The organism is Anaerotignum faecicola, assembly GCF_003865035.1.
Taxonomy (GTDB): domain Bacteria; phylum Bacillota; class Clostridia; order Lachnospirales; family Anaerotignaceae; genus Anaerotignum_A; species Anaerotignum_A faecicola.
Genome location: NZ_BHVZ01000012.1, coordinates 26,344 through 51,622 on the forward strand (window position 1 = coordinate 26,344; position 25,279 = coordinate 51,622).

Here is a 25,279-nt window from a genome sequence, read left to right on the forward strand (position 1 = left end):
AATGGGACTGAACAATACACCGTTGTCGGAACGGATACATATCGGGATTTTCGGCAGAAGAAATGCAGGAAAATCTAGCGTTATCAATGTCATGACAGGACAGAATTTAGCAATCGTTTCTGATGTGGCAGGCACAACAACAGACCCTGTACAGAAGGCAATGGAGCTGCTGCCGCTTGGGCCTGTTGTTATGATTGATACCCCCGGTCTGGATGATGTGGGGGAACTTGGAAAAATGCGCGTAGAAAAGGCATATCAGGTTTTGCAAAAAACCGATATTGCCGTTATCGTGATAGATGCGTCTGTCGGGGAAACGGCGGAGGATGCGGCAATTCTTGCAGAAATTCAAAAGAGAAGCATTCCGTATATCATCGTAAAAAACAAAGCGGATTTGACGCAGAAGCAGGATGGAGAAAATGAAATTTTCGTCAGCGCAAAAACGGGCGAAAATATTTCCGTCTTGAAGGAACGCATTGCTGCGTTAGCACCAAAGGGGGAGAAGGAACGCAGAATTATCGGGGATTTACTGGAACCAAATGATTTTGTGGTTTTAGTTGTGCCGATTGATTCCGCTGCGCCGAAGGGCAGGCTGATTTTGCCGCAGCAGCAGACGATTCGGGATATTCTGGAGGCGGGCGCGGTTTCGATTGTCGCAAGAGATTTTGAGCTTGCGGAAACGCTGGCAGCCCTTGGAAAACGTCCGAAGCTGGTCATCACGGACAGCCAGATTTTCGGGAAGGTTTCTAAAATCGTACCGGAGGATATCCCTCTGACCTCGTTTTCGATTCTGATGGCGCGGTATAAGGGCAATCTGGAGCAAAATGTCAAAGGGGCGAGAGCCTTGGAGCAGTTGAAGAATGGAGATACGGTACTGATTTCCGAGGGCTGTACCCATCACCGTCAGTGTGAGGATATCGGAACGGTCAAGCTGCCCCGTTGGATTCGGGAATATACGGGGAAGGAATTGCAGTTTCAATTTACAAGCGGCGGCACATTCCCTGCGGATTTATCTCCCTATGCGCTGATTGTGCATTGCGGCGGCTGCATGCTGAATGAAAAGGAAATGCAGCACCGACTTTCCATAGCGAAGGAGCAGGGCGCGAAAATGACGAATTACGGCATCTGTATCGCCTATATTCATGGGATTCTGGAAAGAAGCCTTGCGCCTTTGGGATTATAAAAAACAGAAAAAGAAAGCAGACACCATAGAATTTATTTCTACGAATGTCTGCTTTTTGTTTATCTTCTGTAATTTCTTCTTCTGCGGGGTCTTTGTCTGCGCAGCTGCTTTCTGCGCTGATAGCTTCTGTAGCCGATGAATCGGGTGATGCAGAAAATAAGAAGGAGAACGATTGCCGCAATCCCCACACCGATGGCGACCCTTTTCACCATGCCGGAAAGAGAGGATTTATCCAGCTCTGCCTTCTGTGTATCTGTCAGCGCGTCTACAGCATTCTGTGCAATCAAATCAACGGTTTGCGTTTTGCCATTATAGGAAAGCTGCAATGTGCCGAGGGTCTGCCCTTTTTTGACTGCGCCCTCTACACCTTCGGGAATATCCGTCTTTACGGTAACGGCAGAGGCATCCGTTCCCTTCGGCAGGGTGTAATACACATCCTCGCTTGGTGCAATCGTCACCTTGCCTAAGGCAACGGCTTTTTTGTTATAGGTTTCGGTTACAGGTACGGTTGAGGTATAGTCGCTGACCGCGGCAATCTTCACGGATGCGTAATTTGCAAAGCCGTAATCGAACAAAGCAGCGGTATCGGTATAATGCTCCGCACCATTGCACTTCATCACAACGGCAATCAGCGTCAGCCCGTCCCGTTCGGCGTATGTCACAAGTGTATTGCCTGCCTCAACGGTATAGCCTGTTTTGCCGCCGATGGCATCCTTATAATAATAGATGGAATTGGGGTTCAGCATCTGGTGCTGTCCATGCAGATAGCGGGTTTCTGTCTGTAGATTGGTCGGGGGAATTTCGTAATCGGTTTCGCTCATCATGGAACGATATTCCTCGTGCTTGAGCAGCTCCCTTGCAATCAGCGCCATGTCATGTGCGGTGGTGTAATGGTTTTCATCAAACAGTCCATTGGCGTTGACAAAATTTGTATTTGTACAGCCGAGCTCCTTCGCCCGCTCCGTCATGTGCTTGGCAAATGCCTCCACAGAGCCATCCACATATTCCGCTACGCCGTTGGAGGCTTCGTTTGCGGAACGCAGAATAATTGCACGCAGCACCTGCTCCAAGGTTAGTGTTTCGCCTTCGAGGATGGCAATATGCGCACTGCCGGGCTCAATGTTGTAAACGGCATCGTGGGAAAATGTGATTTCATCCGTCAGCTTGCCGTTTTCCAATGCCAGAAGAATTGTCATCAGCTTTGTGATGCTGGCAGGATACATTTTTTTGTCTGCATCCTTATCATAGAGAATTTCCCCGCTTGCCGCATCTATCAGAACGGCGGTTTCTGCGGCAAGGCTCAGCGTATCGTTCGCGGTGGTCTCATCTGCCTGCGTTTCGTTTGTTTCATTTGTTTGCGTTTCTTTTGCTTGGTTTTCTTCTTCTGCAAAGACGGAATAAGAGGGGAGAGCTATCGTAAATGCCAATAAGAACGGCAGGAATCGTGTCAATCGTTTTTTCATGTGAATCTCCTATATATTTGAAAATTTATCTTATATGTGATATAGTTATTTCGTATGAGTATCTGCGTTTCCGAAGGAAACGGCAATACCTTATTTTATCACATGAAACGAAAAAGAAAAAGAGGTTTGTATTAAAGTTGCATGAGAATACATTTTTTAAAAAAATCGGAATAGAACGCCTGAAGCTTCTGGCAGTGCTGCTGTTTTTTCTGTTCAGCGGCATCTGGTACAGCCATAGCTTTGCAACGGGCGCATTGGAAATGGGAACACCTGCTTCTGCGGAGAAAATCACCGAAAAACGGGAAATAAACGCAGAAAATGATGCAGGCAGGTTGAATATCAACACCGCAACAGCGAAGGAGCTGACGCGCCTTTCCGGCATTGGCGAGAAAAAGGCGGCGGAAATTGTTGCGTATCGGGAGGAAAACGGCGGCTTTTCTGATATCGCGGAGCTGATGCGTGTTTCCGGTATCGGAGAAAAAACCTTTGCAGAAATACAGGATGAAATTACAGTGGGAGAATAAGGAGGCTGAAAATGGCGTATCAGATTTTAGTGGTGGATGATGAAAAGCTCATCGTAAAGGGGATTAAATTTTCCTTGGAGCAGGACGGCATGGAGGTTACTGCGGCGTATGATGGGGAAGAGGCTCTGCAAAACATCAAGGAAAAGAATTTCGATCTGGTGGTGCTCGATGTGATGCTGCCGAAGATGGATGGGCTTGAGGTTTGCCAGCAGACAAGAGAATTTTCACAGGTGCCGATTATTATGGTAACGGCGAAGGGCGAGGATATGGATAAAATTATGGGGCTGGAATACGGTGCGGATGATTACATCACAAAGCCCTTTAACATTCTTGAGCTGAAGGCGAGAATCAAAGCCATTCTGCGCCGCAGTGTGAAAAAAGCACCTACCGAGACACAGGAGAAAAAAGTTCTGAAGGCAAGAGACCTAGAACTTTCCTTCGACAGCAGACGTGTATTTATCAGCGGAAAGGAGGTAAACCTGACCGCGAAGGAATTCGACCTTCTGGAGCTGCTCATGGAAAACCCCGGAAAGGTTTACAGCAGAGAAAAGCTTCTGGATACCGTCTGGGGCTATGATTACCCCGGTGATGTGCGTACGGTGGATGTACATGTGCGCCGTTTGAGAGAAAAAATTGAAGTAAATCCGAGCGAACCGAAGTATATTTTTACAAAATGGGGAGTTGGTTACTATTTTAACTAAAGCGACGAAAGAAAAGAAAAAGCTCCCGTTTATTTCTCTGCGCTGGATTATGCTTGCAGGCTATCTGGTAGGGGGGATTGTTCCGCTCCTGCTTCTGGCAAGCACCATTCTTCACTCTGTTCAGGGATATTTCTTGGATGAGCGGAAGAAGGTCCTGCTCAGTCAGGCAAATGTTATCTCCGGACAGGTTACATCCTCGGAATTTTTGTTTGATGAAGAAAACCGCAGCGCACTGGAGGAAACCATTTTGGAGACCAGTCAGGAAAAGAATTTTCGTGTTATGATTTTAGATTCCTCCTGCTTGGTAACCTATGATACAGGCTATGAGGATGTCGGGAAAACGCTGCTTCTGCCTGAGGTTGTGCAGGCATTACAGCATAAGGATACCGCAAAGGAGCAGAAAAACGGTACGGTTTATGCCGCAGCCTCTATTGTTGGTGCAGGTGATACGCGTGTGGGCGTTGTGCTGATTGTAGACAGCTTGGCAGATGTGCATGATATTCTTGGAGATATCGGCAAGGAGGCATATCTGCTGTTGGGAACGCTTGTCCTTCTAGTGCTGATTGTGATGGTTATTATTTCAAAGGTCTTTACAGAGCCTGTGAAAAATCTGATTGACGTTATTCGCAAAATGTCTGAGGGGCATTTTGAACAGCGTGCAAAGGTCAGAGGGATTGTGCATAATGAAATTGTGGATCTTGCGATTTCCTGTAACCAGATGGCAGACCAGCTGGAAAAGGTAGAATCCAGCCGCCAGCAGTTTGTTTCCAATGTATCACATGAGCTGAAAACGCCTTTAAGCTCCGTAAAGGTGCTGAGTGAATCTATTTTGCTGCAGGAGGATGTTCCGAAGGAAATGTATGTGGAATTTCTGCATGATATTACCTCTGAGGTTGACCGTATGACTGCAATCATCAATGACCTTTTGACGCTTGTTAAGCTGGATCAAAAGGAAATCCCCCTGAATTTTAAGGAAACAAATCTTACGCAGATGATGACGGATATCATCAAGCGCTTGCAGCCGATGGCTGATGCCAAGTATATTTCTCTGCAATGGGACGCATCAAAGGAAATCCATGCAGAGGCAGATGAAATGAAGCTTTCCCTTGCGATTTCTAATTTGGTTGATAATGCAGTGAAATATACCCCGGAGGAAGGAACCGTAAAGGTTTCTTTAGATGCAGACCATCAAAACGTATTTATCAGCGTGGCAGATACGGGCATTGGGATTCCGGAGGATGAGGTCAACCGTATTTTTGAACGCTTCTACCGTGTGGATAAAACAAGAGACAGAGAAACCGGCGGCACAGGGCTTGGGCTTTCCATTACCCACAGCACCATCATGATGCACAAAGGCAGCATTAAGGTAAACAGCAAGGAGGAGGAAGGCACGACCATTCTGGTGCGGATTCCTCTCAAGCAGCCGACCACACACGGGTAAAGGAGGAATTTTATGACACAACGAAAATCTTTGGCGCGAAAGCTGATTGTCCTGTTTATTGTGCTGGTCATACTGATTCCCTGTTCCGTTCTGGTATATGATACCGTAGTTTCATCGAATGAGGAAAGAGTGGATTTTTATTATATGATGAGTGACGGCGGCATGGGTGCTCTGAAAAAAAATATTCCCCGAACGGACAAGGAGGCAATGCTGAAAAACGTGCTTGCGATTTTACAGGAGGGCCCTAATGCGGATGGTGCGACAGCTTCTATGCCGCAGAATCTGGAGATACGCTCTGTTACGCTGGAGCAAGCCACTGTTACGGTGGATTTTTCCGAGGAATATTTACAGATGAATGATTTGGAGGAGACTATTTGCCGTTCCTCTGTCGTCTGGACGCTGACCTCTCTGGATTTCGTGAAGAATGTACGAATTCTGGTAGAGGGTGAGCCGCTGAAAAATCAGAACGGTGAGGCGTATGCGATTTTCAACAGAGATAATGTCTGGATAGATACGGAAATTTCCGCGGAAACCACAGGCTACGCAATTCTGACACTGTATTTCGCAAATGCGGAAGGCACGGATCTGGTGGCGGAGGAGCGTGTGGTAGAGGTAAACGCAAACCAGACCAGAGAAAAAACCGTTTTGGAACAGCTGATTGCAGGACCGGAGGAAAAAGGCAGTGTTGCAACGATTCCTGTCGGTACAAAAATCAAGGATGTAACCACAACAGATGACGGCACCTGCTATGTCAATCTGAGTGAGGAATTTGTGCTGAAGCACACCGGCGGAGAAAGGGAGGAGCTGCTGACGATTTATTCGATTGTAAATTCCCTGTGCAAGCTGGATCAGATTGACCGCGTGCAGTTTCTGGTAGAAGGGAAAAAGCTGGATACCTATAAGGATAATTTGCAGTTCAAAACGCCGTTTACAGCAGTTGACAGTATCAGAAGACTTGAGGAGAAATAAGAGGAGAACAGAAATGAAGCGTCCGATACTCTGGACAACAATTTTCATGATTTGTGGAATATATATGAGACTGGGCATATCGAAAGTGATATGTCTGGTCTCTTTTCTTTTTCTGCTCTTTTTTATGTTTCGTTTTGTGATAAACAAGAAAAAGCCTGCTTATCTGCTGCTTCTGTTCTTTGTTCCGCTTGGATTCTTTTCAGCAGGGGTGCATTGGCAGGCAGAGCAGAGCCTTTTGACAAAAACCGTAACAGGCGAGGGCGTGATTCTGGAAGAAGGAGAAACTACCTCCGGCAATCAGAAGCTGACCCTTCGCTGTAGTCTTGAAAAGCAGGAAAAGCCCTGCAAGGTCTATGCCGTCTGGGTAGGAGAGGAACGCTTTCAGGAGGGAGAGCGGGTTGCTTTTTCGGGTGAAATCGTGCCGTTTTCCAAGCAAAGCTACCCCGGCGGCTATGATGAACAGCTGTATCTTCTGACAAAGGGCTATGAGTATAAGCTTTATCCGGAGAAAATCAAAGTAACGGGACAGGATACCTCTCTTTCCGTTCGGCTTGCGCGAGCCAGAGCGGGTGTGCAGATGGTTCTGGATAGAATTTTGCCTGCGGAGGAAAGCGGATTGATGCAGGCGGTGCTGACGGGGGATAAGGAAAAAATTCCTGAGGAAAGCTATACTTTATACAGCAAGGCAGGTGTCGTGCATGTGCTTTGCATTTCAGGGCTGCATTTGTCCATATTGGCGCTGTATCTGGCATTTTTTCTGGAAAAGGCTCTGGGAAGGAGCAAACGCACCTCCGCGCTTGTGACGATTTTTGCTGTGTTTGCCTTCCTGCTTTTTATCAAATCCTCCCCGTCCTCCTATCGCGCAGCATTGATGATTACGGTTGTGCTTCTGGGCAGAGCGTTCTATCGCCTGCCGGATGCGCTGAATACCATGGCGATTGCGGCGTTCCTGCTTCTGCTTTTTCAGCCGCTGTATCTGTTTCATGCAGGCTTTCAGCTTTCGTTTCTGACAGTATTCGGCATCTGGTTTGGTATAGGCAGAATGGAGCGGAAGAAAAAGAAGGACAGGGGTAAGTTCGATTGGCTGAAGGAAAGTCTGCTGGTTTCCTTTTATGCATCTCTGTTCAGCTATCCTGCGGTGGCGTATTATTTTTCTTCCGTCTCTCTGGTCGGCATTTTCGCGAATCTTCTGATTGTGCCGTTGAGCGGCTTGCTTCTGGGATTCGGACTTCTGAGTGTCTTGCTTGGTGCAGTTTGTCTGCCCGTGGGCATCTTTGCGGCAGGGAGTGTCTATGCCATTTTGCGGGCTTTCAAAATTGTCTGCACAGCACTGGTTCGTCTGCCCTTTGCGTATGTACTCGTTGGGTGTCCATCCTACCTGTCCATTGTGCTGTACTATGTCCTGCTGTTTTTCGTTCTGGAATACGGCGGCAGAAAGGGCAGCTGGAAGGTTGGGGCGATGCTGAGCGCGGCACTGTTCTGTGCGGTGTTTGAAAATCCGCTGTTCCGTAAGGAAAATACGATTGCCTTTCTGGACGTGGGACAGGGCGATGCAGCGGTGATTTCTACATACGATGGCGCGGCATATCTTGTGGATGGCGGCGGGAAATTCGGGCAGGATTTTGGTGAAAATGTCGGCAAGCGCATTGTTTTGCCCTATCTGGAATATCTTGGGGTGTCCGCACTGGACGGTGCGTTTCTTTCCCACCCGGACAGCGACCACATGACGGGTCTGCTTGAGGTTCTGGAAACCCTTCCCACAAAGGGACTCTATCTTTCTGATTATGCCTTTGCGGAAAATGAGCAGACCGATTTGCTGAAAGAAATGGTGGAAAAATACAATATTCCATTGTATACTATAAAAACAGGTGATTCCTCTTTAGGGGATAAGTTCCTTTGCTTATATCCGACAGGAGCTTCTGCCGGGACAGGAGAGGAAAACCAAGGCTCTATGGTGCTGCGCTACAGCTATAGTGATACAAAGGTGCTGTTTACGGGGGATATTACCGCGGAGGAGGAACAGCAGCTTTTGGAGCAGAATATTTCGGCGGATGTGCTGAAGGTGGCGCATCATGGCTCAAAATACAGCTCGGATGCCGCTTTTCTGGAAAAGGTATCGCCAAAGGCAGCGGTCATTTCCTGCGGTACGAACAATGTATACGGACATCCGCATAAGGAAGCCATGGAACGTCTGCAAAAAACGGGTGCCGAAATTTTTCGTACGGATGAGGATGGAACCATCCTTGTGACCATAGGGAAAGACGGTGCAATGAACATAGAAACCATGACGGAAAGGAAACCGTTATATGAAAACATTAAAGAAAAACTGGAAAAATCATGAATTTAGCCGTTGCTATCTCTTTTTCGGCGAAGAAACCTACCTCATTCGGGAATATGAAGCGGCACTGCGCAAGGCAATTCTGCCCGATGGCGCGGAAATGATGAATGAGGACAGCTTCGAGGAAAAACGGGCAACTGCGGCGGCAATCATGGATGCGGCGGAAACCTTGCCGTTTCTGAATGATAAACGCCTGGTCATCGTGCGAAACAGTGCTTTTTTCCAGAAGGGTGGCAGAAAAGAGGAGGGTGAAAAGCTCAAAGCCTTTCTTTCTAATCTGCCCGAAACGGTCTGCCTGCTTTTCATTGAGGAAAAGGTAGAAAAAAACAATGCGCTTTATAAGGCGGTTGTCAAAAACGGACAGGCGGTTGAGTTCAAAAAACAGGCAGAAAAGGACTTAGGCACATGGATAAAACAGCGCTGTAAAGCAAACGGGATGCAGATGAGCGATGGCGTACTAAATCTCTTTTTGCAGACAGTGGATCATGATATGGAAAACCTGGATGGCGAGCTGCAAAAGCTGATTGCCTATAAGGGAGAGAAGGCAGAAATCCGCGCGGAGGATATTCGTGCGGTCTGTACGGTTTCTCTGGAGGCGCGTGTGTTTGACCTCGTGAAGGCGGTGGCGGAAAAGCATCCCGAAAGGGCGGTTCAGATTTATCGCACACTGCTTTCCATGAAGGAATCCCCGTATATGGTGCTTTCGCTGATTACCAGACAATTTCGTCTGATTCTGGAAACGATGCTGCTGACGCAGAACGGTCTGACACAGGAGCAGATTGCGGCAAGGCTGGAGCTGCGCGAATTTGCGGTGAAGGAATATCAGCGGCAGTCAAAACGCTTCCCTGTGGCAGGCTGGAAACAGGCAGTCAGAGATTGCCTGCAAGCGGATTTGGATATCAAATCGGGCAGGGCGGCAGAGGAAACCGCGGTAGAGCTTTTAATTATGAAATATGCGGCGTAACAGAATCATTCCAAAGCAGGTTGTCATTTATTCCTTTTGAAATGTATTTTTTTCGCCCAGAAAGGTAGAGCGGCAGATGCTGTTTTTTCCGTATTTTTTGCGGATGGCATCCATAGCGGCATCTGCCTTTTTTTGTTTGCTCCAATCCTGCTCCAGAAGGGAAAGCTGTATACAATCCTCTTTACAAAGCTTGCCCGCGCGCACCCCCAACAGCCGCAGAGGTTCGCCCTTCCAGACCTCATCAAAGATTTCCGCCGCGGCGGCATAAACCGCATTGGTGCAGTCGATGGCATTTGGCAGCTGCTTCTGGTGGGAATAAACTTGAAAATTAGCGGTTTTCAGCGTAACGGCGATTTCCTCTGCACAAAGCTTTTCCTGCCGCAGACGCATGGAAACGGTTTCCGATAAAGCCAACAGAATTTTGTACGCAGCTTCGCGGTCGGTCACATCAAAGGGGGTTGTGGTGCTGTTGCCAATAGATTTGCTTTCGGAAACGGAGGGGGCAACGGGGCTGTCATCTATCCCATTTGCATAAGCGTGAAGCAGCTTGCCAAAGCTTTTGAATTCCTTTTCCAAAAGCAATGGCGGATACGCAGCAAGCTCGCCAACTGTGCGAATTCCCATTTTTCGCAAACGCGGAGCGGTGCGCCGCCCGACCATGAACAAATCCTCAATCGGTAAGGGCCAAAATTTTGTTTCAATTTCCTCGGGGAAAAGGGTGATGCACTTATTCGGTTTTTCCAATTCGCCTGCCATTTTCGCCAAAAGCTTATTGGTGCTGATGCCGATATTGACGGTAAAGCCAAGCTCTGCAAGGATGCGCTTCTGAATGGCTTTTGCGGCTTCGATTGGAGGCCCAAACAGAGCTTCCATTCCTGTATAATCCAGAAATCCTTCATCTATGCTGAATGGCTCAATTCGGTCAGAATATTCCGAAAGAATATCGAACATGGCACGAGAGCATTTGGAATACAGCGCAAAATCGGGTGGATAGGCAATCAGATTCGGACATTTCTGCATTGCCTGTATAATCGGCTCACCTGTCACAATGCCGTGTTTTTTCGCGGGGGTAGATTTTGCCAGAACAATGCCGTGACGATCCTCTATACTCCCGCCAATGATGGAGGGAATGGTGCGTAAATCGGTCGGTTCTCCCTTTTTCAGAAGGGAAATGGCAGTCCAACTGAGATATGCACTGTTGACATCAATATGAAAAATAATTCTGGTCATGAGAACCCTCCTTTCCTAAAATACGAACATACTTTCTGATAGCATACCACTTTTTTTGTCATTTTTCAACGAAGAAAGAAATTTTTTCGTTTCGGTATTTCTTGAAAGCCGCCGTAGTTGCCTTTATAATGTAAAGAAAAACGAAAGGGTGAAGCAGTATGATGAAAAAAAGAACCCTGGGCTGTATTTGTGGAGGGCTTCTCTTAGGGGCATTTCTTTATTGGCAGAATAATGGATTGATTCTGACAAAAATGACATACCGAGGGGAGATTCCTGCCGGCTTCGACGGCTATAAAATTTTGCAGATTGCGGATTTGCAGAATAAGGTATTCGGGAGGAGACAGGAGCCGCTCCTGCGTAAAATCGAACAAAGCTGTCCGGATATTATTGTGATTTCCGGAGATCTTGTAGATAGGCATGAGAACAGAACAGACGTAGACGGTGCAATGGAATTCATTCACGCACTGGTGACCTACGCGCCCGTGTATTTTGTCAGCGGCAACCATGAGCATCAGAGCGGCGAATGGGAAATTCTGGAGGAAGCATTGGTCGAGGCCGGGGTTACGGTGCTGAATAACGGAAAATCTGTTATCGAGCGAAATGGAGATACGATAACACTGCTCGGTCTGGCAGATAAAAAGGCGAATCGGCATTATGATTTGCTTCTGCATAGCCTGATGGCAGGGCAGGAGGACAGCTTTAATATTCTGCTTTCCCACCGACCGGAATTATTTGAAACCTATGTACATGAAGGATTGGATCTGGTCTTTACAGGGCACGCGCATGGCGGACAGATTGTGATTCCCTTCTTCAGACAGGGGATTTTTGCGCCGCATCAGGGCTTTTTCCCGAAATATACAGAAGGAATGCACGAAAAGGACGGAACGGTTATGATTGTCAGCCGCGGCTTAGGCAACAGCAGCTTTCCTTTCCGTATTTTCAACCGTCCTGAGCTGATTGAGGTAACACTGCGGCAAGAGGGAAAATAACCGCAGAGGGACTTGTACGGCGGAGGCTTTTTTGTTAAAATAAAGATAACTTAAATTCAGAAAGGAAGAAATCGTATGAATCCTATCGTAACATTTGAAATGAAGGACGGCGGCATCATCAAGGCTGAGCTGTATCCGGAAATTGCACCCAATACAGTCAATAATTTCATCTCTCTGGTGAAAAAAGGCTTTTATGACGGCAAAATTTTCCATAGAGTGATTCCCGGCTTTATGATTCAGGGTGGCTGCCCTGAGGGGACAGGCATGGGCGGCCCCGGCTATCATATCGCAGGCGAATTTAGCATGGCAGGCTTCAAAAATGACCTGAAGCATACCCCCGGCGTACTTTCTATGGCAAGAGCAATGCACCCTCACAGCGCAGGCTCTCAGTTCTTTATCATGCATGAAACCTCTCCACATCTGGATGGGCAGTATGCTGCATTCGGTAAGGTGATTGAAGGGATGGATGTAGTAAACCGTATTGCCGAAACAAAAACAAACAGACAGGACAAGCCTCTGGAGGATCAGGTTATGGTGAAGGTAACCGTAGATACCTTTGGCGTGGATTATCCCGAACCCGAAAAAATGTAATTAAAAAAAGAAAACAAAAACGAATCGAACTCCTTTGGAAATCGGTTCGTTTTTTTTATCATTTCATAAATATAGTAATAAAAACAGTAATAAAATTTTTGTCGGATAGAAATTTTAGGAAAAACTTGATTTTTTTATAAAAGTATACTATAATATCATTCAGTCACGCTGATATGGCTCAGTTGGTAGAGCAATTGATTCGTAATCAATAGGTCGCGGGTTCGAGTCCCGCTATCAGCTTCTCGCACCCGAAGATTTTCGGGTGTTTTTTATTGTAAAATGTTTTTTTGAAAATATATAATTCGGCATTGTATTATTTACATTTGTTTGATATAATGAACAAAATAAAGACTTTCCGCATTTTACTTTATAATTTTGGAGGTAATACAAATGACGAGTGAAAAGAAAAAGGTATTTGGTTTGAGTTTTCTGAGTGTTTTTCTCTGGGCATCTGCTTTTCCGTTGACGAAGGTGGCACAGCAGCAGTTTACGTCCATTCCTCTGGGTTTTCTGCGCTGTACGGTCGCAGCAATTTTTCTGATTATCATAGGGAAATGCTGTCACATTCGCCTGCCGCAGAAAAAGCACATTCCTTTGTTCTTTGTATCCGGCGGTCTTGGCTTTACGGGCTATATGATTACCTTTAACACAGGTATTCTGACACTGACCTCCGCAACCTCCAGTATTATCATTGCGGTAACCCCGATTCTGACTGCAATCGTAGCATCCCATCTATATAAAGAGAAAATCAAACCCATCGGCTGGGCGGCAATCGCGGCTGCATTTATCGGTGTGCTGATTCTGCTTTTGTGGGAAGGCGTATTTTCCATCAATATCGGTCTTATCTGGACAGTCGGTGCGGCAATCGTATTCTGCGGCTATAATATCATGACAAGGAAGCTTTCTGCAATGGGCTATAATGCCTTAGAAATCGTAACCTACAGCATGATTTGCGGTGCCATTCTGCTTGGCTTCTGGGCGGGGGATGGACTGCATCAGCTGGCAGGTGCAAGCGTGAGCCACATCATTGCACTGATTTATCTGGGGGCTTTGCCCTCCGCAACGGCATATTTTACATGGGGCAAGGCAATGAGCTACGCGGAACGCACCAGTGAGGTAACAAACTTCATGTTTGTGACACCATTGCTTTCCACCATCATGGGTTTTATCATTCTGCATGAGGTGCCAAATGCAGGCACATTTATCGGCGGCGCGATTATTATTATCAGTATCGTAGTCTTTAACCTGAAAGGGAAATGATTTTAAGAGGGGCTTAGATGTCCCTCTCTTTTTTTGTTTGCATTTTTGCGAAAAATGGTGTATCGTGTCTAAAGAGAAAGAAGGGGACAGCTTTGACAATACAAAAGAAAAAGGTCATCGGGTACAGCCTATTTACCATATTCCTTTGGGCTTCGGCATATCCGCTGACAAAAATTGCGCAGACACATTTTACGGTTGTGCCGCTGGCGTTTCTTCGCAGCTTCATTGCGGGGAGCTTCATGCTGTTCATCGGGAAATTCCAAGGAATGGCACTGCCGAAGAAAAAGCATATTCCGTTATTCCTGCTTGCGGGGGCGCTTGGGTATGTGATTTATACGGTGGCAATGAATATCGGCTTGCAGACATTGCCTTCCGCAACGTGCAGCCTTCTGGTTGCTACATCTCCGATTATGACGGCAATAATTGCATCCAAGGTGTACCGAGAAAAAATCGGTCCGGTAAGTTGGATTTCAATTTTTATTGCTTTTTCAGGTGTTATGATTCTTCTGCTTTGGGACAGCCATGGCACGTTTTCCATTGATGTGGCAATGCTCTGGATGCTTCTTTCTGCCGCTTCCTGGGCAGGCTATAACATTATGACAAGAAAGCTGGTTGCCATGGGCTATACCTCCGCACAAATCACCTGTTTCAGCATGCTTGGAGCAGCGCTGTGGCTCTGCTTTTCTGCTATGCAGGGCTTTCGGGAGATGGTAACCGGGGAGCCGAAGCATTTTCTCGCCTTGCTGTATCTCGCAATCATCTCTAATGCCGTCGGCTGTATCCTCTGGGCGAAGGCTCTGGCGTATGCGGAAAAAACAAGCGAGGTGGCGAACTTTATGTTCCTTTCGCCGCTGCTGTCCACTCTGATGAGTTTTCTGCTTCTGCATGAGGTGCCGGGGATGGGAACCTTTGTCGGCGGCGCGATTATCATCTGTGGTCTGCTGCTTTTTAATCTGAAAGGGCAGAAGAAGGAATAACCGAAAGGCGAATGAAGAAAGAAAAGGATAAATCCTCATTTTTATTTGAAGATTTACCCTTTTTTAATTTGCTTTATTCTGTTGTGGGATTAGTATGCTCTGCCCCAGTAAACCATGTGCTTCGCAGGCTTGCCGCAGCATACGCAGACATCAGAGATTTCTTCCTGTTCAAAAGGAATACATCTGCTGGTTGCTGCTGTTCTTTCCTTGATGGCATCCTCACAGGCCTGATCGCCGCACCACATTGCTTTAATGAAGCCGGGTGTTTCGTTGATGATTTTTTCAAATTCATCCATTGTTTTTGCAACGTAGGTTCTGGATTCACGGTGTTCGGTTGCTTTTTTCAGCATATTTTCGTGAATTTCATCCAGAAGGGCAGGAACTCTTGTTTCCAGCTCATCCAGAGAAACGAAAATCTTTTCTCCGGTATCTCGTCTTGCCAGAACACACTGATTCTGTTCAATATCCTTGGGGCCGATTTCCAGACGAACGGGAATCCCCTTCATTTCATATTCGGAGAACTTCCAGCCTGCGGATTTATCAGAATCATCCAGCTTTACACGACAAACCTTTGCCAGTCTGTTTTTCAGCTCAGCTGCTTTTTCCAGTACGCCTTCCTTTTTCTGCACGATGGGAACAATCATCACCTGTGTGGGCGCGATACGAGGGGGCAGAACCAGACCGCTGTTGTCACCATGCACCATGATGATAGCACCAATCATACGGGTTGTCATGCCCCAGCTTGTCTGGTGTACATACTGGAGCTTGTTTTCCTTATCGGTATACTGGATACCAAAGGCATGCGCGAAGCCGTCACCGAAGTTATGGCTCGTGCCGGACTGCAGTGCCTTCCCATCATGCATCAGGGATTCAATGGTAAAGGTGTGTGCTGCACCTGCAAAGCGTTCCTTTTCTGTTTTTTCGCCCTTTATAACGGGGATTGCCAGTACATCACGGCAGAAATCCGCATAAATATTCAGCATCTGGATGGTTCTTTCCTGTGCCTCCTCTGCGGTTGCGTGTGCGGTATGACCCTCCTGCCACAAAAATTCCATGGTTCTCAGGAAGGGACGTGTTGTTTTTTCCCAACGAACAACGGAGCACCACTGATTATACAGCTTGGGCAGGTCTCTGTAGGACTGCACGATGTTTGCATAATGCTCGCAGAACAGGGTTTCGGAAGTGGGACGGACACAAATGCGTTCCTCCAGCTTCTTTTCGCCGCCGTGGGTTACCCATGCAACCTCGGGCGCAAAGCCTTCTACATGGTCCTTTTCCTTCTGCAGCAGGCTTTCGGGAATGAACATGGGCATGTATACATTTTCCACGCCTGTTTCTTTGAAACGGTCATCCAGCTGTCTTTGCAGCAGCTCCCAGATGGCATAGCCATAAGGGCGGATGATCATGCAGCCCTTCAAGCTGGAATATGCCGTTAAGTCCGCTTTTTTAACAACGTCGGTATACCACTGGGGAAAATCCACTTCCATATCGGTGATGGATTCTACAAATTTCTTTTCTTTTGCCATTTGATTTCCTCCTTAAAACTTTTCTGTACAGAGAATTTCTGAAAATAAAAAAAGCCTTCATCCCTCTGAAAAGGGACCAAGGTCATTCGGCGGTGCCACCCTTATTGATGCAAAAACGCATCCTCTCAAAGCCGTTAACGCCGCACTTACGCCGCATTTTCCCTGCGGAACTCAAGGGGCAGGTTCAAAAAGGCTTGCCGAGGCTCACATCAACCGCCTGTTTTCTGGGGGCAAGGAGGCTTTTTTACTATTCCCTGTCATTGTTTTTCACGGTTTCTATGATACCCCGAAAAAGCAGGCTGTGTCAAGGAGAAAGGGAAATTTCTTAAGAATTTCTTTCGGATTTTGTTAGAGGACTGCAAGATAGATATGATGGAAACGAGGAAACAGATTAGAAAAGATAGAAAAAGATTAGATACATGACTTTACTTGAAAGTAGAATTTCCCTGTGGTATGATACATCTATATCAGAAAAATAACCCGAAAAAAGGGAAAGGATAAAGAAAAATGAAAAAAATTTTGATTGTTGTGGATATGCAGAATGACTTTATTGACGGCTCTCTCGGCACACCTGAGGCGGAGGCGATTGTAGACAATGTGGTTGCAAAAATCAACACCTACACCAAGGATTGCGTGTATGCAACCAGAGACACCCATCAGGATAATTATTTGCAAACGCAGGAGGGTGAAAACCTTCCCATTGTGCATTGTATCGAAGGCACATACGGCTGGCAGTTGAATAAAAAGGTACAGGCGGCTCTGGGCAATGCCGTTGTGATGAATAAGCCATCCTTCGGCTCTTGGGAGCTGGCAGATATGATGGTCATGGAATTTGCAGGACTGCCTGCGGAAGAATGTGAAATTGAGATTATCGGTCTTTGCACCGATATCTGCGTGGTTTCTAATGCGCTGATTTTAAAGGCAAGACTGCCTGAGGTGAAAATCAGCGTGGACGCATCCTGCTGTGCAGGGGTAAGACCCGAAAGCCATGCGGCGGCATTGCAGACCATGCAGATGTGTCAGATTCATGTGCGGTAAAAAGCACCTTTTTGCAGAAAGAGAATCTTTTTTATAGGAATTTTTTTGTAAGGACGTGAGGGTATGAAGGACGAAAGATTAGAAAAGCTGGCAGATGTGCTGGTAAATTATTCAACAAAGGTGAAAAAAGGCGACCGCGTTGCTATTTCCGCGGAGGATGCGGCATTGCCGTTTATCAAGGCAGTCGCAAGGGCGGCAGTGAAAGCGGGCGCGCTGGTGGAATATTATATTGACGTTCCCGATGTGGATGCGGAGCTTCTGAAAAATGGGACAGAGGAGCAATATGCCAGAGAAAATATTCGTTTTGGTGCCTGCGCAAAAAGCGATGTCTGGATCAGCGCATGGGGCAGCGAAAACACAAAGACCATGCAGTCCATCGAAGCGGAGCGACTGAAACAGAAGCGTCTGGCGAATAAGGACAACCGCAAGATTTATTCCGAACGCATGGGAACGGGTGAGCTGCGCTGGTGCGGCACACAGTTCCCGACCAACGGGGATGCCCAAAATGCAGGCATGAGCCTGGAGGAATATGAGGATTTCGTTTACACCGCAGGCTATCTTTACGAGGAAGATCCTGTTGCAAAATGGCAGGAAATGGCGGCATGGCAGGAAAAATGGGCAAGCTATCTGGATGGAAAGAAGGAACTGCATATTCTTTCTAAGGATACAGATATTTTCGTGAACGTGGCAGGCAGAAAATGGATTAACTGCTGCGGGGATGCCAATTTCCCTGACGGTGAAATTTTTACCTCTCCTGTGGAGGATGGGATTAACGGCTATATCACCTTTTCCTATCCCGCCATCATGAATGGGAATGAATTTTACGAGGTACGCCTGACGGTAGAAAAGGGACGCATTGTGGATGTTTCCTGCAAAAATGAAGAAATGTTGGACACCCTGCTGTCCTATGTGGACACCGATGCAGGCTCCCGTTATTTCGGCGAGGTTGCCATCGGCACGAATTACGGGATTCAGCGGCACACGAAAAATATCCTGTTTGATGAAAAAATCGGCGGTTCCATGCACATGGCGATTGGCGAAGCCTTTCGGGAGGCAGGCGGCAAAAACGAATCTGCTATCCATTGGGACATGATCAATGACATGACAAAGGAAGGTAAAATCTATGCCGATGGTGAGCTTTTCTATGAAAACGGAAAATTCAAAGAAGAAATCTTAAAGAAATCCTAAGAAAGAGGGAATACCGAAAGGTTACGGAAAATGAGTATTTTCTGTAGCCTTTTCCTTCGGAAAAATCAGAAAATACAGGTTCTGTCGACAGAAAACTATTGACATATTTATTACTTTTTTTTATACTGAATGTAATAGATTTGTAACAATTGCGACGGAAAATGGTTTGGAGGAGATTCCAATGGGTTTAAATAAAGTAATGAAACAGCTTTGTGTCACAGCTGCACTTGTTGTGCTGAGTACCGTAACTGCGTTCGCGGCAAACGTGGGACAGGCTTCCGGTACAAATGTAAATGTCCGCGCAGGGGCAAGTACAGGTGCAAATGTGTTAGGTAAAATTAACAAGGGTACAGAATATACTGTTCTGGATAAGGTTGATAACTGGTTTAAGATTTCCTATAACGGTGCAACCGGCTATGTTTTCGCAGATTATTTCTCCGTAACAAAGGCAGATGGCAGCATTACCGGCTCCGGTGTTAACCTGAGAGAAAAAGCAACTACAGCCTCCAATTCTCTGAAAAAATTCAGCAGCGGGGAAGCAGTCACCGTAACAGGGCAGAATGACGATTGGTATCGTGTTTCCTATAACGGCGGTTCTGCTTATGTCAGCAAGGATTATGTTTCCGGCAATCTGCTGCAGTATGTTTCCAAGGTAAGCAACGAAACCACAGCTGCACCTGTAAGCGCAACAACAAAAGCAGAGGATACCTACGGCGTGGTAACAGCAGGCTCCGGCTTGAAGCTGCGCAAGGAAGCATCCACAAGTGCAGAGGTGCTGACGGTTCTTCCTTCCGGTACGATTGTTGATGTGGAACGTGCTGGACAGGATTGGGTCAGCATTGTGACAGATGCAGGGCAGAAGGGATATGTTTCCGCAGATTACCTGACTGTGAAAACAGGCGAAAAGCCTGATAACACTACAAGCAATACAGCATCTGCAAAGGGTGCTGCGGTGGTTGCATACGGCAAGCAGTTCATCGGTACGCCTTATGTATGGGGCGGCACGAATCTGAACACAGGCGTAGATTGCTCCGGCTTTGTATACGCTGTTTATAAAAATTTCGGCATCACATTGAGTCGTTCTTCTGCATCTATGACGAGCAACGGCGTAGAGGTTTCCAAGGCGAATCTGCAGGCAGGCGATTTGGTATTTTTTAATACAGGTGGAAACAGCAGTATCAGCCATGTCGGCATTTATTGCGGTGACGGTACATACGTTCATTCAACGGATGGAAAGGGCAACGGTGTTACCGTAACAAATCTGAACAGCGGCTACAGCGCAAATACATATGTAACAGCAAGACGAATTTTTTAATGAAAAATCAAAAGGACTGACCGAAGAATCGGTTGGTTCTTTTTTGTGTTACTTTTTTTGAGGAAGAAGGAGAATAAGAATGAATATTACTGTATACCTTGGAGCAAATGAAGGCAATGACAACCGTCTGCGTGAGGCAGTGCAGGCATTGGGGCATTGGGTTGGTGAAAGCGGCAATGCACTGGTATATGGCGGCTCGAAAACAGGGCTGATGGGTGAGCTTGCAAAGGCTGACCTTGAAGCCGGCGGCAAAGTAACAGGCGTAGAACCGCAGTTTTTCATGGATGCAGGCTTCCAGTACAATGGGCTGACAGAATTGATTGTTACAAAGGATATGTCCGAACGGAAGGCGAAAATGATTGCCCTTGGGGATGCGTTTATTGCATTTCCGGGCGGCACAGGCACGCTGGAGGAAATTTCTGAAATTATAAGCAAGGTTGCCCTGAATCAGTTGAATGCACCCTGTATTCTGTATAATCTGAATGGATACTACGATGATCTGAAGCATCTGCTCTCTCTTATGATTGAAAAGGGGCTTTCCTCTGCGGAACGGCAAAAGGGCATCTTTTTTGCGGAAACGCTGGAAGAAATTAAAGACATACTTGGGAAATAAGCGGTTCATAGAAAATCTATAAAAATGCTAAGAATTAATTGCTTTGCGGAAAATTTTCCTTTATACTTTGAACAGGCAGAAATGCTGACGGCGACAGAGGAAAACAGATACAAAGGAGTGGTTACATGAAGTACAATTTTGATGAAATTATCGACAGAAGAAATACGAATGCGCTCAATACGGACGGCTTTCGTGGCTATATTTTCCATGCAGGCCCTGAAATGAAATTTCCCTATGCGGATGATGAATTTGTCAGAATGTGGGTTGCGGATATGGAATTTGCGACACCTCCCGAAATCTGTGAAGCCATTAAGAAAAGGGTAGAGAAGCGTATTTTCGGCTATAGCTGTGTTTACAGTGATGATTACTATCAGGCATTTTCCGCATGGTGCAGAAAGATGTACGATTGGGACTTCCCGAAGGAAGAACTGACCTTTTCTCCAGGGATTATTCCTGCGCTGTATCAGCTTCTGGAATCTTTGCTGACAAAGAATGAAAAGGTTCTAATGGTTGCACCTGCGTATGGCTATTTTCAGCATGCCGCAGAATATAACTGTGTGGAATATGTCTGCTCCGATTTGAAGATTGATAAAAACGGCTACTTTATGATTGATTTTGATGATTTTGCCAAAAAAGCGGCAGACCCTCTGGTGAAGCTGGTGCTCTGGTGCAACCCCCATAACCCCTCCGGCAGAATGTGGACAGAGGAAGAATTGAAGCGGGTAGCGGAAATCGTGGAGAAGCATAATCTCTGGCTTATTTCTGATGAAATCCACTGCGATATCATCAGAAACGGCAGAAAGCATATTCCTATGGGGAAGGTTATGCCCGCTTACGGCAAGCTGATTACTTGCATGTCTGCTAGCAAGACCTTCAATATGGCAGGGCTGATGTTCTCTGATATCATCATTCGAGATGCACAGCTGCGGAAGATTTTCTGCAAACGGGATAAAATCGTAGGCTTTGTTAATCCGCTTTCCGTTGCTGCACATCAGGCGGCGTATGAGAAATGCGATGAATGGCTTGCGGAATTTAAGACGTATTTGGATGAAAACTTTATATTTGTAAAGGAATATCTGGCGGAGCATCTGCCTGCGGCGGTGTTCTCTGTTCCCGAAGCAACCTATCTTGCCTGGGTGAATCTGAAGGGCTGCCTGCCGGATGTTGTGGATCTGCCCGGATTCTTTGCAAATAACGCAGGCGTTTTGCTGGAAGGCGGCAATGATTTGTTCGTCGGCAATGCGGAAGGGTATGTTCGTCTGAACCTTGCAATGCCGCGCAGCATCATTAAAACAGGACTGGAACGCATGACAGAAGCGATTGAAAAGCATAATAAATAATCAAAATACATAATAAAAAGACCTTGCTCATTTTCACGAATGGGTAAGGTCTTTTTGGTTTATCCGGTTTATCTGATTTCTTATTCCTCTACATGCTCAATGGAAAGCAGTGCACAGGTCAGAAGCAGGAGAATATTGCAATAGACGATAGTGGTGCTGCCAAAATGCTGTGTGACAAGCGCACCACAGCCTGCACCGAGGATGAAGAAGAAAATCACGCCGTAATAATGCAGGCTTTTATAGCGCAGTTCCTTATCGCCGCTCTGCACGAAACGAAACAATAGCTCTGTACCGCTGCGGAGATTGCCCGTACACATTGTGGAGGCGTAGGGCAAGCCATGCACCTTACGAAAGCTTTGCACCTGCATGGAGCAGACAAAGGAAACCAACACGTTTGCAACTATATCATGCCTTTCTCCAAAGGGGAGCCACGCTACGATTGAAAGCATCGCAATTTCAAAGAGCAATACAATCTGCCGCCAGTGTACCTTCGGCAGGGGGGAGATGAATTTTTTTATCCATTCATCAATGAAGATACCCAGCACAAAGGCAAGCACAGGGATAATATACGTTCCTGCCTGCATCCATTCGCCATCTGCCAAATGCAGACCGAACAGGACGATATTCCCCGTCTGCGCGTTGGCGAAAACATGTCCTCTTGCTACATAGCTATAGGCATCCAGAGAACCGCCAACCACAGCAAGCAGGACAGCAATCAGAAAAGTATCAGACATTTGTCGTTTAGAATAAATCATCATTTGTAAATTACCTCACTCATTTAAGTCGAAATCAGAATTTTATAATAAATATTTTCTGTCCAGAGAGCGATACTGCAGCACCTCAAGCAGATGCTTTCGTGTAATCTGCGCATCACCCGAAAGGTCAGCGGCAGTGCGCGCCAGCTTAAGGATTTTATGGTAGGCGCGTGCGCTTAATTCCATTCTTGCGAAGGCGGTACGCAGCAGTTCCTTATCCTCTTCGCGCAAAGCGCAGTATTTTTCAATCTGTGCCGCGTTCATCTGCGCATTAAAGAAAATGCCTTCGTTCCGGAAGCGCTCCAGCTGAATTTTATGTGCGCAGACAACACGCTCCTTAATGGTGGCGGAGGATTCCGCAGGGATAGTGCTGTCTAGCTCCTCATACGCAACGGGTGGCATTTCTACCATTAAATCAATACGATCCAAAAGAGGGCCACTGATTTTTCTGTGGTATTTCATGATTTCATTCGCAGAGCAATGGCATTTCTCACTGTTGCCCAGATAGCCGCAGGGGCAGGGGTTCATCGCTGCCGCAAGCATAAAATCGGATGGAAAGGTCAGTGTGCCGTTGACGCGCGCAATCGTGACCTTGCCGTCCTCCAGAGGCTGGCGCATAACCTCAAGCGCATTGCGCTGAAATTCAGGCAGCTCATCTAAAAACAGTACCCCGTGATGCGCCAGAGAAATTTCGCCCGGACGCGGAATTCTGCCGCCGCCAGTCAATGCAGAGGCGGAAATGGTATGATGGGGAGAGCGGAAGGGCCTTGTTCTGACCAAAGAATTTTTCTCCTTCAGAAGTCCTGCTACGCTGTAAATCTTTGTGATTTCAATGCTTTCCTCGAAGCTTAAATCGGGCAGAATAGTAGGCAGACGCTTGGCGAGCATGGTTTTCCCTGAGCCCGGCGGCCCGATGAGAAGGATGTTATGTCCGCCTGCCGCAGCGATTTCCATGGCGCGCTTGGCGTTTTCCTGCCCCTTTACATGAGAAAAATCCAAATCAGGTGTATCCGTTTGGGTAAGAGAAAAGGCATTACCTTCCTTATGATAGGGTGCAATCTGCGTGCCGCCCGAAAGGTGTGCGACAATCTCCTTCACGGAATGAACGGGATAGACTGTCATTCCTTCTACCAGAGCCGCTTCTTCTGCATTTTCAAAGGGAACAAAGGAAACGGAAATGCCGCGGCGCAGGGCATCATACAGCATGGGCAGAACGCCGTTGACAGGGCGCACAGACCCATCCAGAGAAAGCTCCCCTGTAATGAGGGCATCCTCTGTTTTTTCTGCGGAAAAAAGATTGCAGGCAGAAAGAATCCCCAGTGCGATGGGTAAATCAAAGGCAGCCCCTTCCTTCTTTGTATCGGCAGGAGCAAGATTGACAGTAATGCGCTTGACGGGAAAGGAAAAGCCTGCATTGCGGATAGCGGTACGTACACGCTCACGCGATTCCTTCACTGCGGAATCGGGCAGACCGACAATATCAAAGGCGGGCAGACCGTTGCTCAGGTCTACCTCAACCTCGACAGGATAGCTGTCGATGCCAAGGAGTGCAGCTGATTTTATAATGGAAAGCATTTCGAAGCCTCTTTTCTTTTTGTTTTTGAACAATTTTTTTACATCATAACAATTTTTCACAAAAATTTCAATCAGAACACAAAAATCCATCTGCTATATACATCATAATTGCTGAATTTTTAAAGTTTTAAAAAATTTGGTATTGAATTTTGAAAAGAAAGCATTTATAGTATAGGTCGTAACTCACAGAGGGGAAGGAGTGTTCGTATGGAAGAATATTATCTGATGTGGCTGACGCGGATTGATGGCATCGGCTTGAAACGTGCGCATCGTCTCCTGGAGCATTTCGGCAGTGCAGAAGCCGTTTGGCGTGCGGAACCCTCTGCAATTCGGCGGTCTGCGATTCTGGGAGAGAAGCTGACGGAAGGTCTGCTCCTTTCCAGAGAGGAAGACCAACTGAACGATTGGATTATTGAATTAGAGGAAAAGGAAATTGATTTTTATTCCTACTGGCATCCAAGATATCCCCGGCTGCTGAGGGAAATTCAGAATCCGCCGCTTGGGATTTATGTCCGTGGAGAGATTCCCGATGATGAAATTGATACGGTTGCTATCATCGGTGCAAGAAAATGCTCCCGTTACGGCGCAACGGTTGCCTATGACATTGCGAAAGACTTGGGTAAGACCAATGTGATTGTGGTCAGCGGCATGGCGCGTGGCATTGACAGCGAGGGACACAGAGGGATTCTGGATGGTGGCGGAAAAACGATTGCTGTGCTCGGCTGCGGTGTGGATATTTGCTATCCTGCGGAAAATAAGGAGCTGATGGAGCGCATCATCGAAAACGGCTGCGTCATTTCCGAATATCCGCCCGGAATGCCTGCGGTTGCTAAGAATTTCCCGAACAGAAACCGCATCATTGCGGGACTGAGCAAAATGGTTGTGGTGGTCGAAGCAGGAAAGAGAAGCGGCACGATTATCACGGCAGATCTGGCACTGGATTACGGCAGGGAGGTTTATGCCGTCCCGGGAAATGTCACCAGTGCATTAAGCTACGGCACGAACGCCCTCATTAAGCAGGGCTGTCCCATCATTACGGAGGGCAGCGATATCCTGTCGGCATTGGGCATTGCATATAAAGAAACAGAAAAGGTAAAATTTCAGATTAAAACGGCGGAAAATATTTCGCCTGAGGAAAAGGAAATTTTCGATCTGATTGAGGACAGTACCCCGATTTCCGCCGAAGCGCTTTGCAGAAGGCTTGGCAGAAAGGTGCAGGAGGTGCAGTATATTCTGTCTTTGTTAGAGCTTTCCGGCTATATTGAAAAAATACCGCAGGCAGGCTATATCAGAGCACATTGA

The 25,279-nt window shown here is 46.8% G+C and carries 22 protein-coding genes, 1 tRNA gene and 1 other annotated feature; of the genes, 18 read left to right on the plus strand and 5 right to left on the minus strand.

Features of this window, described 5'->3' with window-relative positions; all coding sequences use genetic code 11:
• Nucleotide 1: 1 nt before the first annotated feature.
• On the plus strand, nt 2-1,180 hold the full coding sequence (hydF, locus tag EJE48_RS09735) for a [FeFe] hydrogenase H-cluster maturation GTPase HydF (RefSeq protein WP_118578761.1): 1,179 nt from the start codon (nt 2-4) through the stop codon (nt 1,178-1,180).
• Nucleotides 1,181-1,239: 59 nt separating this feature from the next.
• On the opposite strand, the gene EJE48_RS09740 is transcribed toward hydF, so the two are convergent.
• A complete protein-coding gene (locus tag EJE48_RS09740; protein ID WP_124984535.1) occupies nt 1,240-2,643 on the minus strand; it encodes a serine hydrolase in 1,404 nt (467 codons plus the stop codon).
• A gap of 137 nt (nt 2,644-2,780) precedes the next feature.
• Here EJE48_RS09740 and EJE48_RS09745 point away from each other — a divergent pair, with 137 nt between their 5' ends.
• From EJE48_RS09745 to holA, 6 genes are all read left to right on the plus strand, one after another.
• Nucleotides 2,781-3,167 carry a ComEA family DNA-binding protein gene (locus EJE48_RS09745; protein WP_207667387.1) on the plus strand — a complete coding sequence of 129 codons (387 nt, stop codon included), beginning with the start codon at nt 2,781-2,783 and terminating at the stop codon, nt 3,165-3,167.
• An 11-nt stretch (nt 3,168-3,178) separates the two neighbouring features.
• A complete protein-coding gene (locus tag EJE48_RS09750; RefSeq protein WP_118578755.1) occupies nt 3,179-3,868 on the plus strand; it encodes a response regulator transcription factor in 690 nt (229 codons plus the stop codon).
• The gene (locus tag EJE48_RS09755) at nt 3,849-5,309 is read left to right on the plus strand and encodes a sensor histidine kinase (RefSeq protein WP_118578753.1); all 1,461 of its coding nucleotides are present in this window, start codon (nt 3,849-3,851) and stop codon (nt 5,307-5,309) included. Before EJE48_RS09750 ends, EJE48_RS09755 begins: the two co-directional genes overlap by 20 nt.
• Nucleotides 5,310-5,321: 12 nt before the next feature.
• The gene (locus tag EJE48_RS09760; RefSeq protein ID WP_118578751.1) at nt 5,322-6,278 is read left to right on the plus strand and encodes a GerMN domain-containing protein; all 957 of its coding nucleotides are present in this window, start codon (nt 5,322-5,324) and stop codon (nt 6,276-6,278) included.
• A gap of 64 nt (nt 6,279-6,342) precedes the next feature.
• A complete protein-coding gene (locus EJE48_RS09765; protein WP_279221714.1) occupies nt 6,343-8,619 on the plus strand; it encodes a DNA internalization-related competence protein ComEC/Rec2 in 2,277 nt (758 codons plus the stop codon).
• Nucleotides 8,585-9,580 carry a DNA polymerase III subunit delta gene (gene holA, locus EJE48_RS09770; protein WP_016408470.1) on the plus strand — a complete coding sequence of 332 codons (996 nt, stop codon included), beginning with the start codon at nt 8,585-8,587 and terminating at the stop codon, nt 9,578-9,580. The genes EJE48_RS09765 and holA overlap by 35 nt, the downstream gene beginning before the upstream one ends.
• Nucleotides 9,581-9,607: 27 nt before the next feature.
• Here holA and EJE48_RS09775 read toward each other — a convergent pair whose 3' ends face one another.
• Nucleotides 9,608-10,810: a DNA polymerase Y family protein gene (locus EJE48_RS09775; protein ID WP_016408469.1), complete on the minus strand. Its 1,203-nt coding sequence runs from the start codon at nt 10,808-10,810 to the stop codon at nt 9,608-9,610.
• A 158-nt stretch (nt 10,811-10,968) separates the two neighbouring features.
• Between EJE48_RS09775 and EJE48_RS09780 the strand changes: the two genes are divergently transcribed.
• The 5 genes from EJE48_RS09780 to EJE48_RS09800 all read left to right on the plus strand — a co-directional run bounded on the left by EJE48_RS09780 (nt 10,969) and on the right by EJE48_RS09800 (nt 14,627).
• Nucleotides 10,969-11,799 carry a metallophosphoesterase gene (locus EJE48_RS09780; protein ID WP_243108020.1) on the plus strand — a complete coding sequence of 277 codons (831 nt, stop codon included), beginning with the start codon at nt 10,969-10,971 and terminating at the stop codon, nt 11,797-11,799.
• 75 nt (nt 11,800-11,874) lie between these two features.
• Nucleotides 11,875-12,390: a peptidylprolyl isomerase gene (locus EJE48_RS09785; protein WP_016408467.1), complete on the plus strand. Its 516-nt coding sequence runs from the start codon at nt 11,875-11,877 to the stop codon at nt 12,388-12,390.
• A gap of 167 nt (nt 12,391-12,557) precedes the next feature.
• Nucleotides 12,558-12,630: transfer RNA gene (locus EJE48_RS09790), tRNA-Thr, on the plus strand.
• Between the two features lie 150 nt (nt 12,631-12,780).
• A complete protein-coding gene (locus EJE48_RS09795; RefSeq protein ID WP_118578747.1) occupies nt 12,781-13,650 on the plus strand; it encodes a DMT family transporter in 870 nt (289 codons plus the stop codon).
• Between the two features lie 92 nt (nt 13,651-13,742).
• Nucleotides 13,743-14,627, plus strand: a complete 885-nt coding sequence (locus EJE48_RS09800; protein ID WP_160117350.1) for a DMT family transporter — start codon at nt 13,743-13,745, stop codon at nt 14,625-14,627.
• An 89-nt stretch (nt 14,628-14,716) separates the two neighbouring features.
• Here EJE48_RS09800 and proS read toward each other — a convergent pair whose 3' ends face one another.
• Entirely contained in the window at nt 14,717-16,153 is a 1,437-nt protein-coding gene (proS, locus tag EJE48_RS09805; RefSeq protein ID WP_118578743.1) for a proline--tRNA ligase, read from the minus strand.
• A 68-nt stretch (nt 16,154-16,221) separates the two neighbouring features.
• Nucleotides 16,222-16,423 (minus strand) — a binding site (T-box leader).
• 237 nt (nt 16,424-16,660) lie between these two features.
• Between proS and EJE48_RS09810 the strand changes: the two genes are divergently transcribed.
• From EJE48_RS09810 to EJE48_RS09830, 5 genes are all read left to right on the plus strand, one after another.
• Nucleotides 16,661-17,191, plus strand: a complete 531-nt coding sequence (locus EJE48_RS09810; protein WP_118578741.1) for a cysteine hydrolase family protein — start codon at nt 16,661-16,663, stop codon at nt 17,189-17,191.
• 63 nt (nt 17,192-17,254) lie between these two features.
• On the plus strand, nt 17,255-18,379 hold the full coding sequence (locus tag EJE48_RS09815) for an aminopeptidase (protein ID WP_118578739.1): 1,125 nt from the start codon (nt 17,255-17,257) through the stop codon (nt 18,377-18,379).
• 181 nt (nt 18,380-18,560) lie between these two features.
• Nucleotides 18,561-19,694, plus strand: coding sequence for a C40 family peptidase (locus EJE48_RS09820; protein WP_118578737.1), 1,134 nt, complete (start codon nt 18,561-18,563; stop codon nt 19,692-19,694).
• Between the two features lie 79 nt (nt 19,695-19,773).
• On the plus strand, nt 19,774-20,307 hold the full coding sequence (locus EJE48_RS09825; protein ID WP_118578735.1) for an LOG family protein: 534 nt from the start codon (nt 19,774-19,776) through the stop codon (nt 20,305-20,307).
• A 125-nt stretch (nt 20,308-20,432) separates the two neighbouring features.
• Complete coding sequence (locus tag EJE48_RS09830; protein ID WP_118578733.1) at nt 20,433-21,647, plus strand: MalY/PatB family protein; 1,215 nt, start codon at nt 20,433-20,435, stop codon at nt 21,645-21,647.
• A gap of 80 nt (nt 21,648-21,727) precedes the next feature.
• Here the strand turns inward: EJE48_RS09830 and EJE48_RS09835 are convergent, their stop codons facing one another.
• Complete coding sequence (locus EJE48_RS09835; RefSeq protein WP_016408457.1) at nt 21,728-22,405, minus strand: YoaK family protein; 678 nt, start codon at nt 22,403-22,405, stop codon at nt 21,728-21,730.
• 39 nt (nt 22,406-22,444) lie between these two features.
• Nucleotides 22,445-23,977, minus strand: a complete 1,533-nt coding sequence (locus EJE48_RS09840) for a YifB family Mg chelatase-like AAA ATPase (RefSeq protein WP_118580323.1) — start codon at nt 23,975-23,977, stop codon at nt 22,445-22,447.
• A 207-nt stretch (nt 23,978-24,184) separates the two neighbouring features.
• Between EJE48_RS09840 and dprA the strand changes: the two genes are divergently transcribed.
• A complete protein-coding gene (dprA, locus tag EJE48_RS09845; protein ID WP_016408455.1) occupies nt 24,185-25,279 on the plus strand; it encodes a DNA-processing protein DprA in 1,095 nt (364 codons plus the stop codon).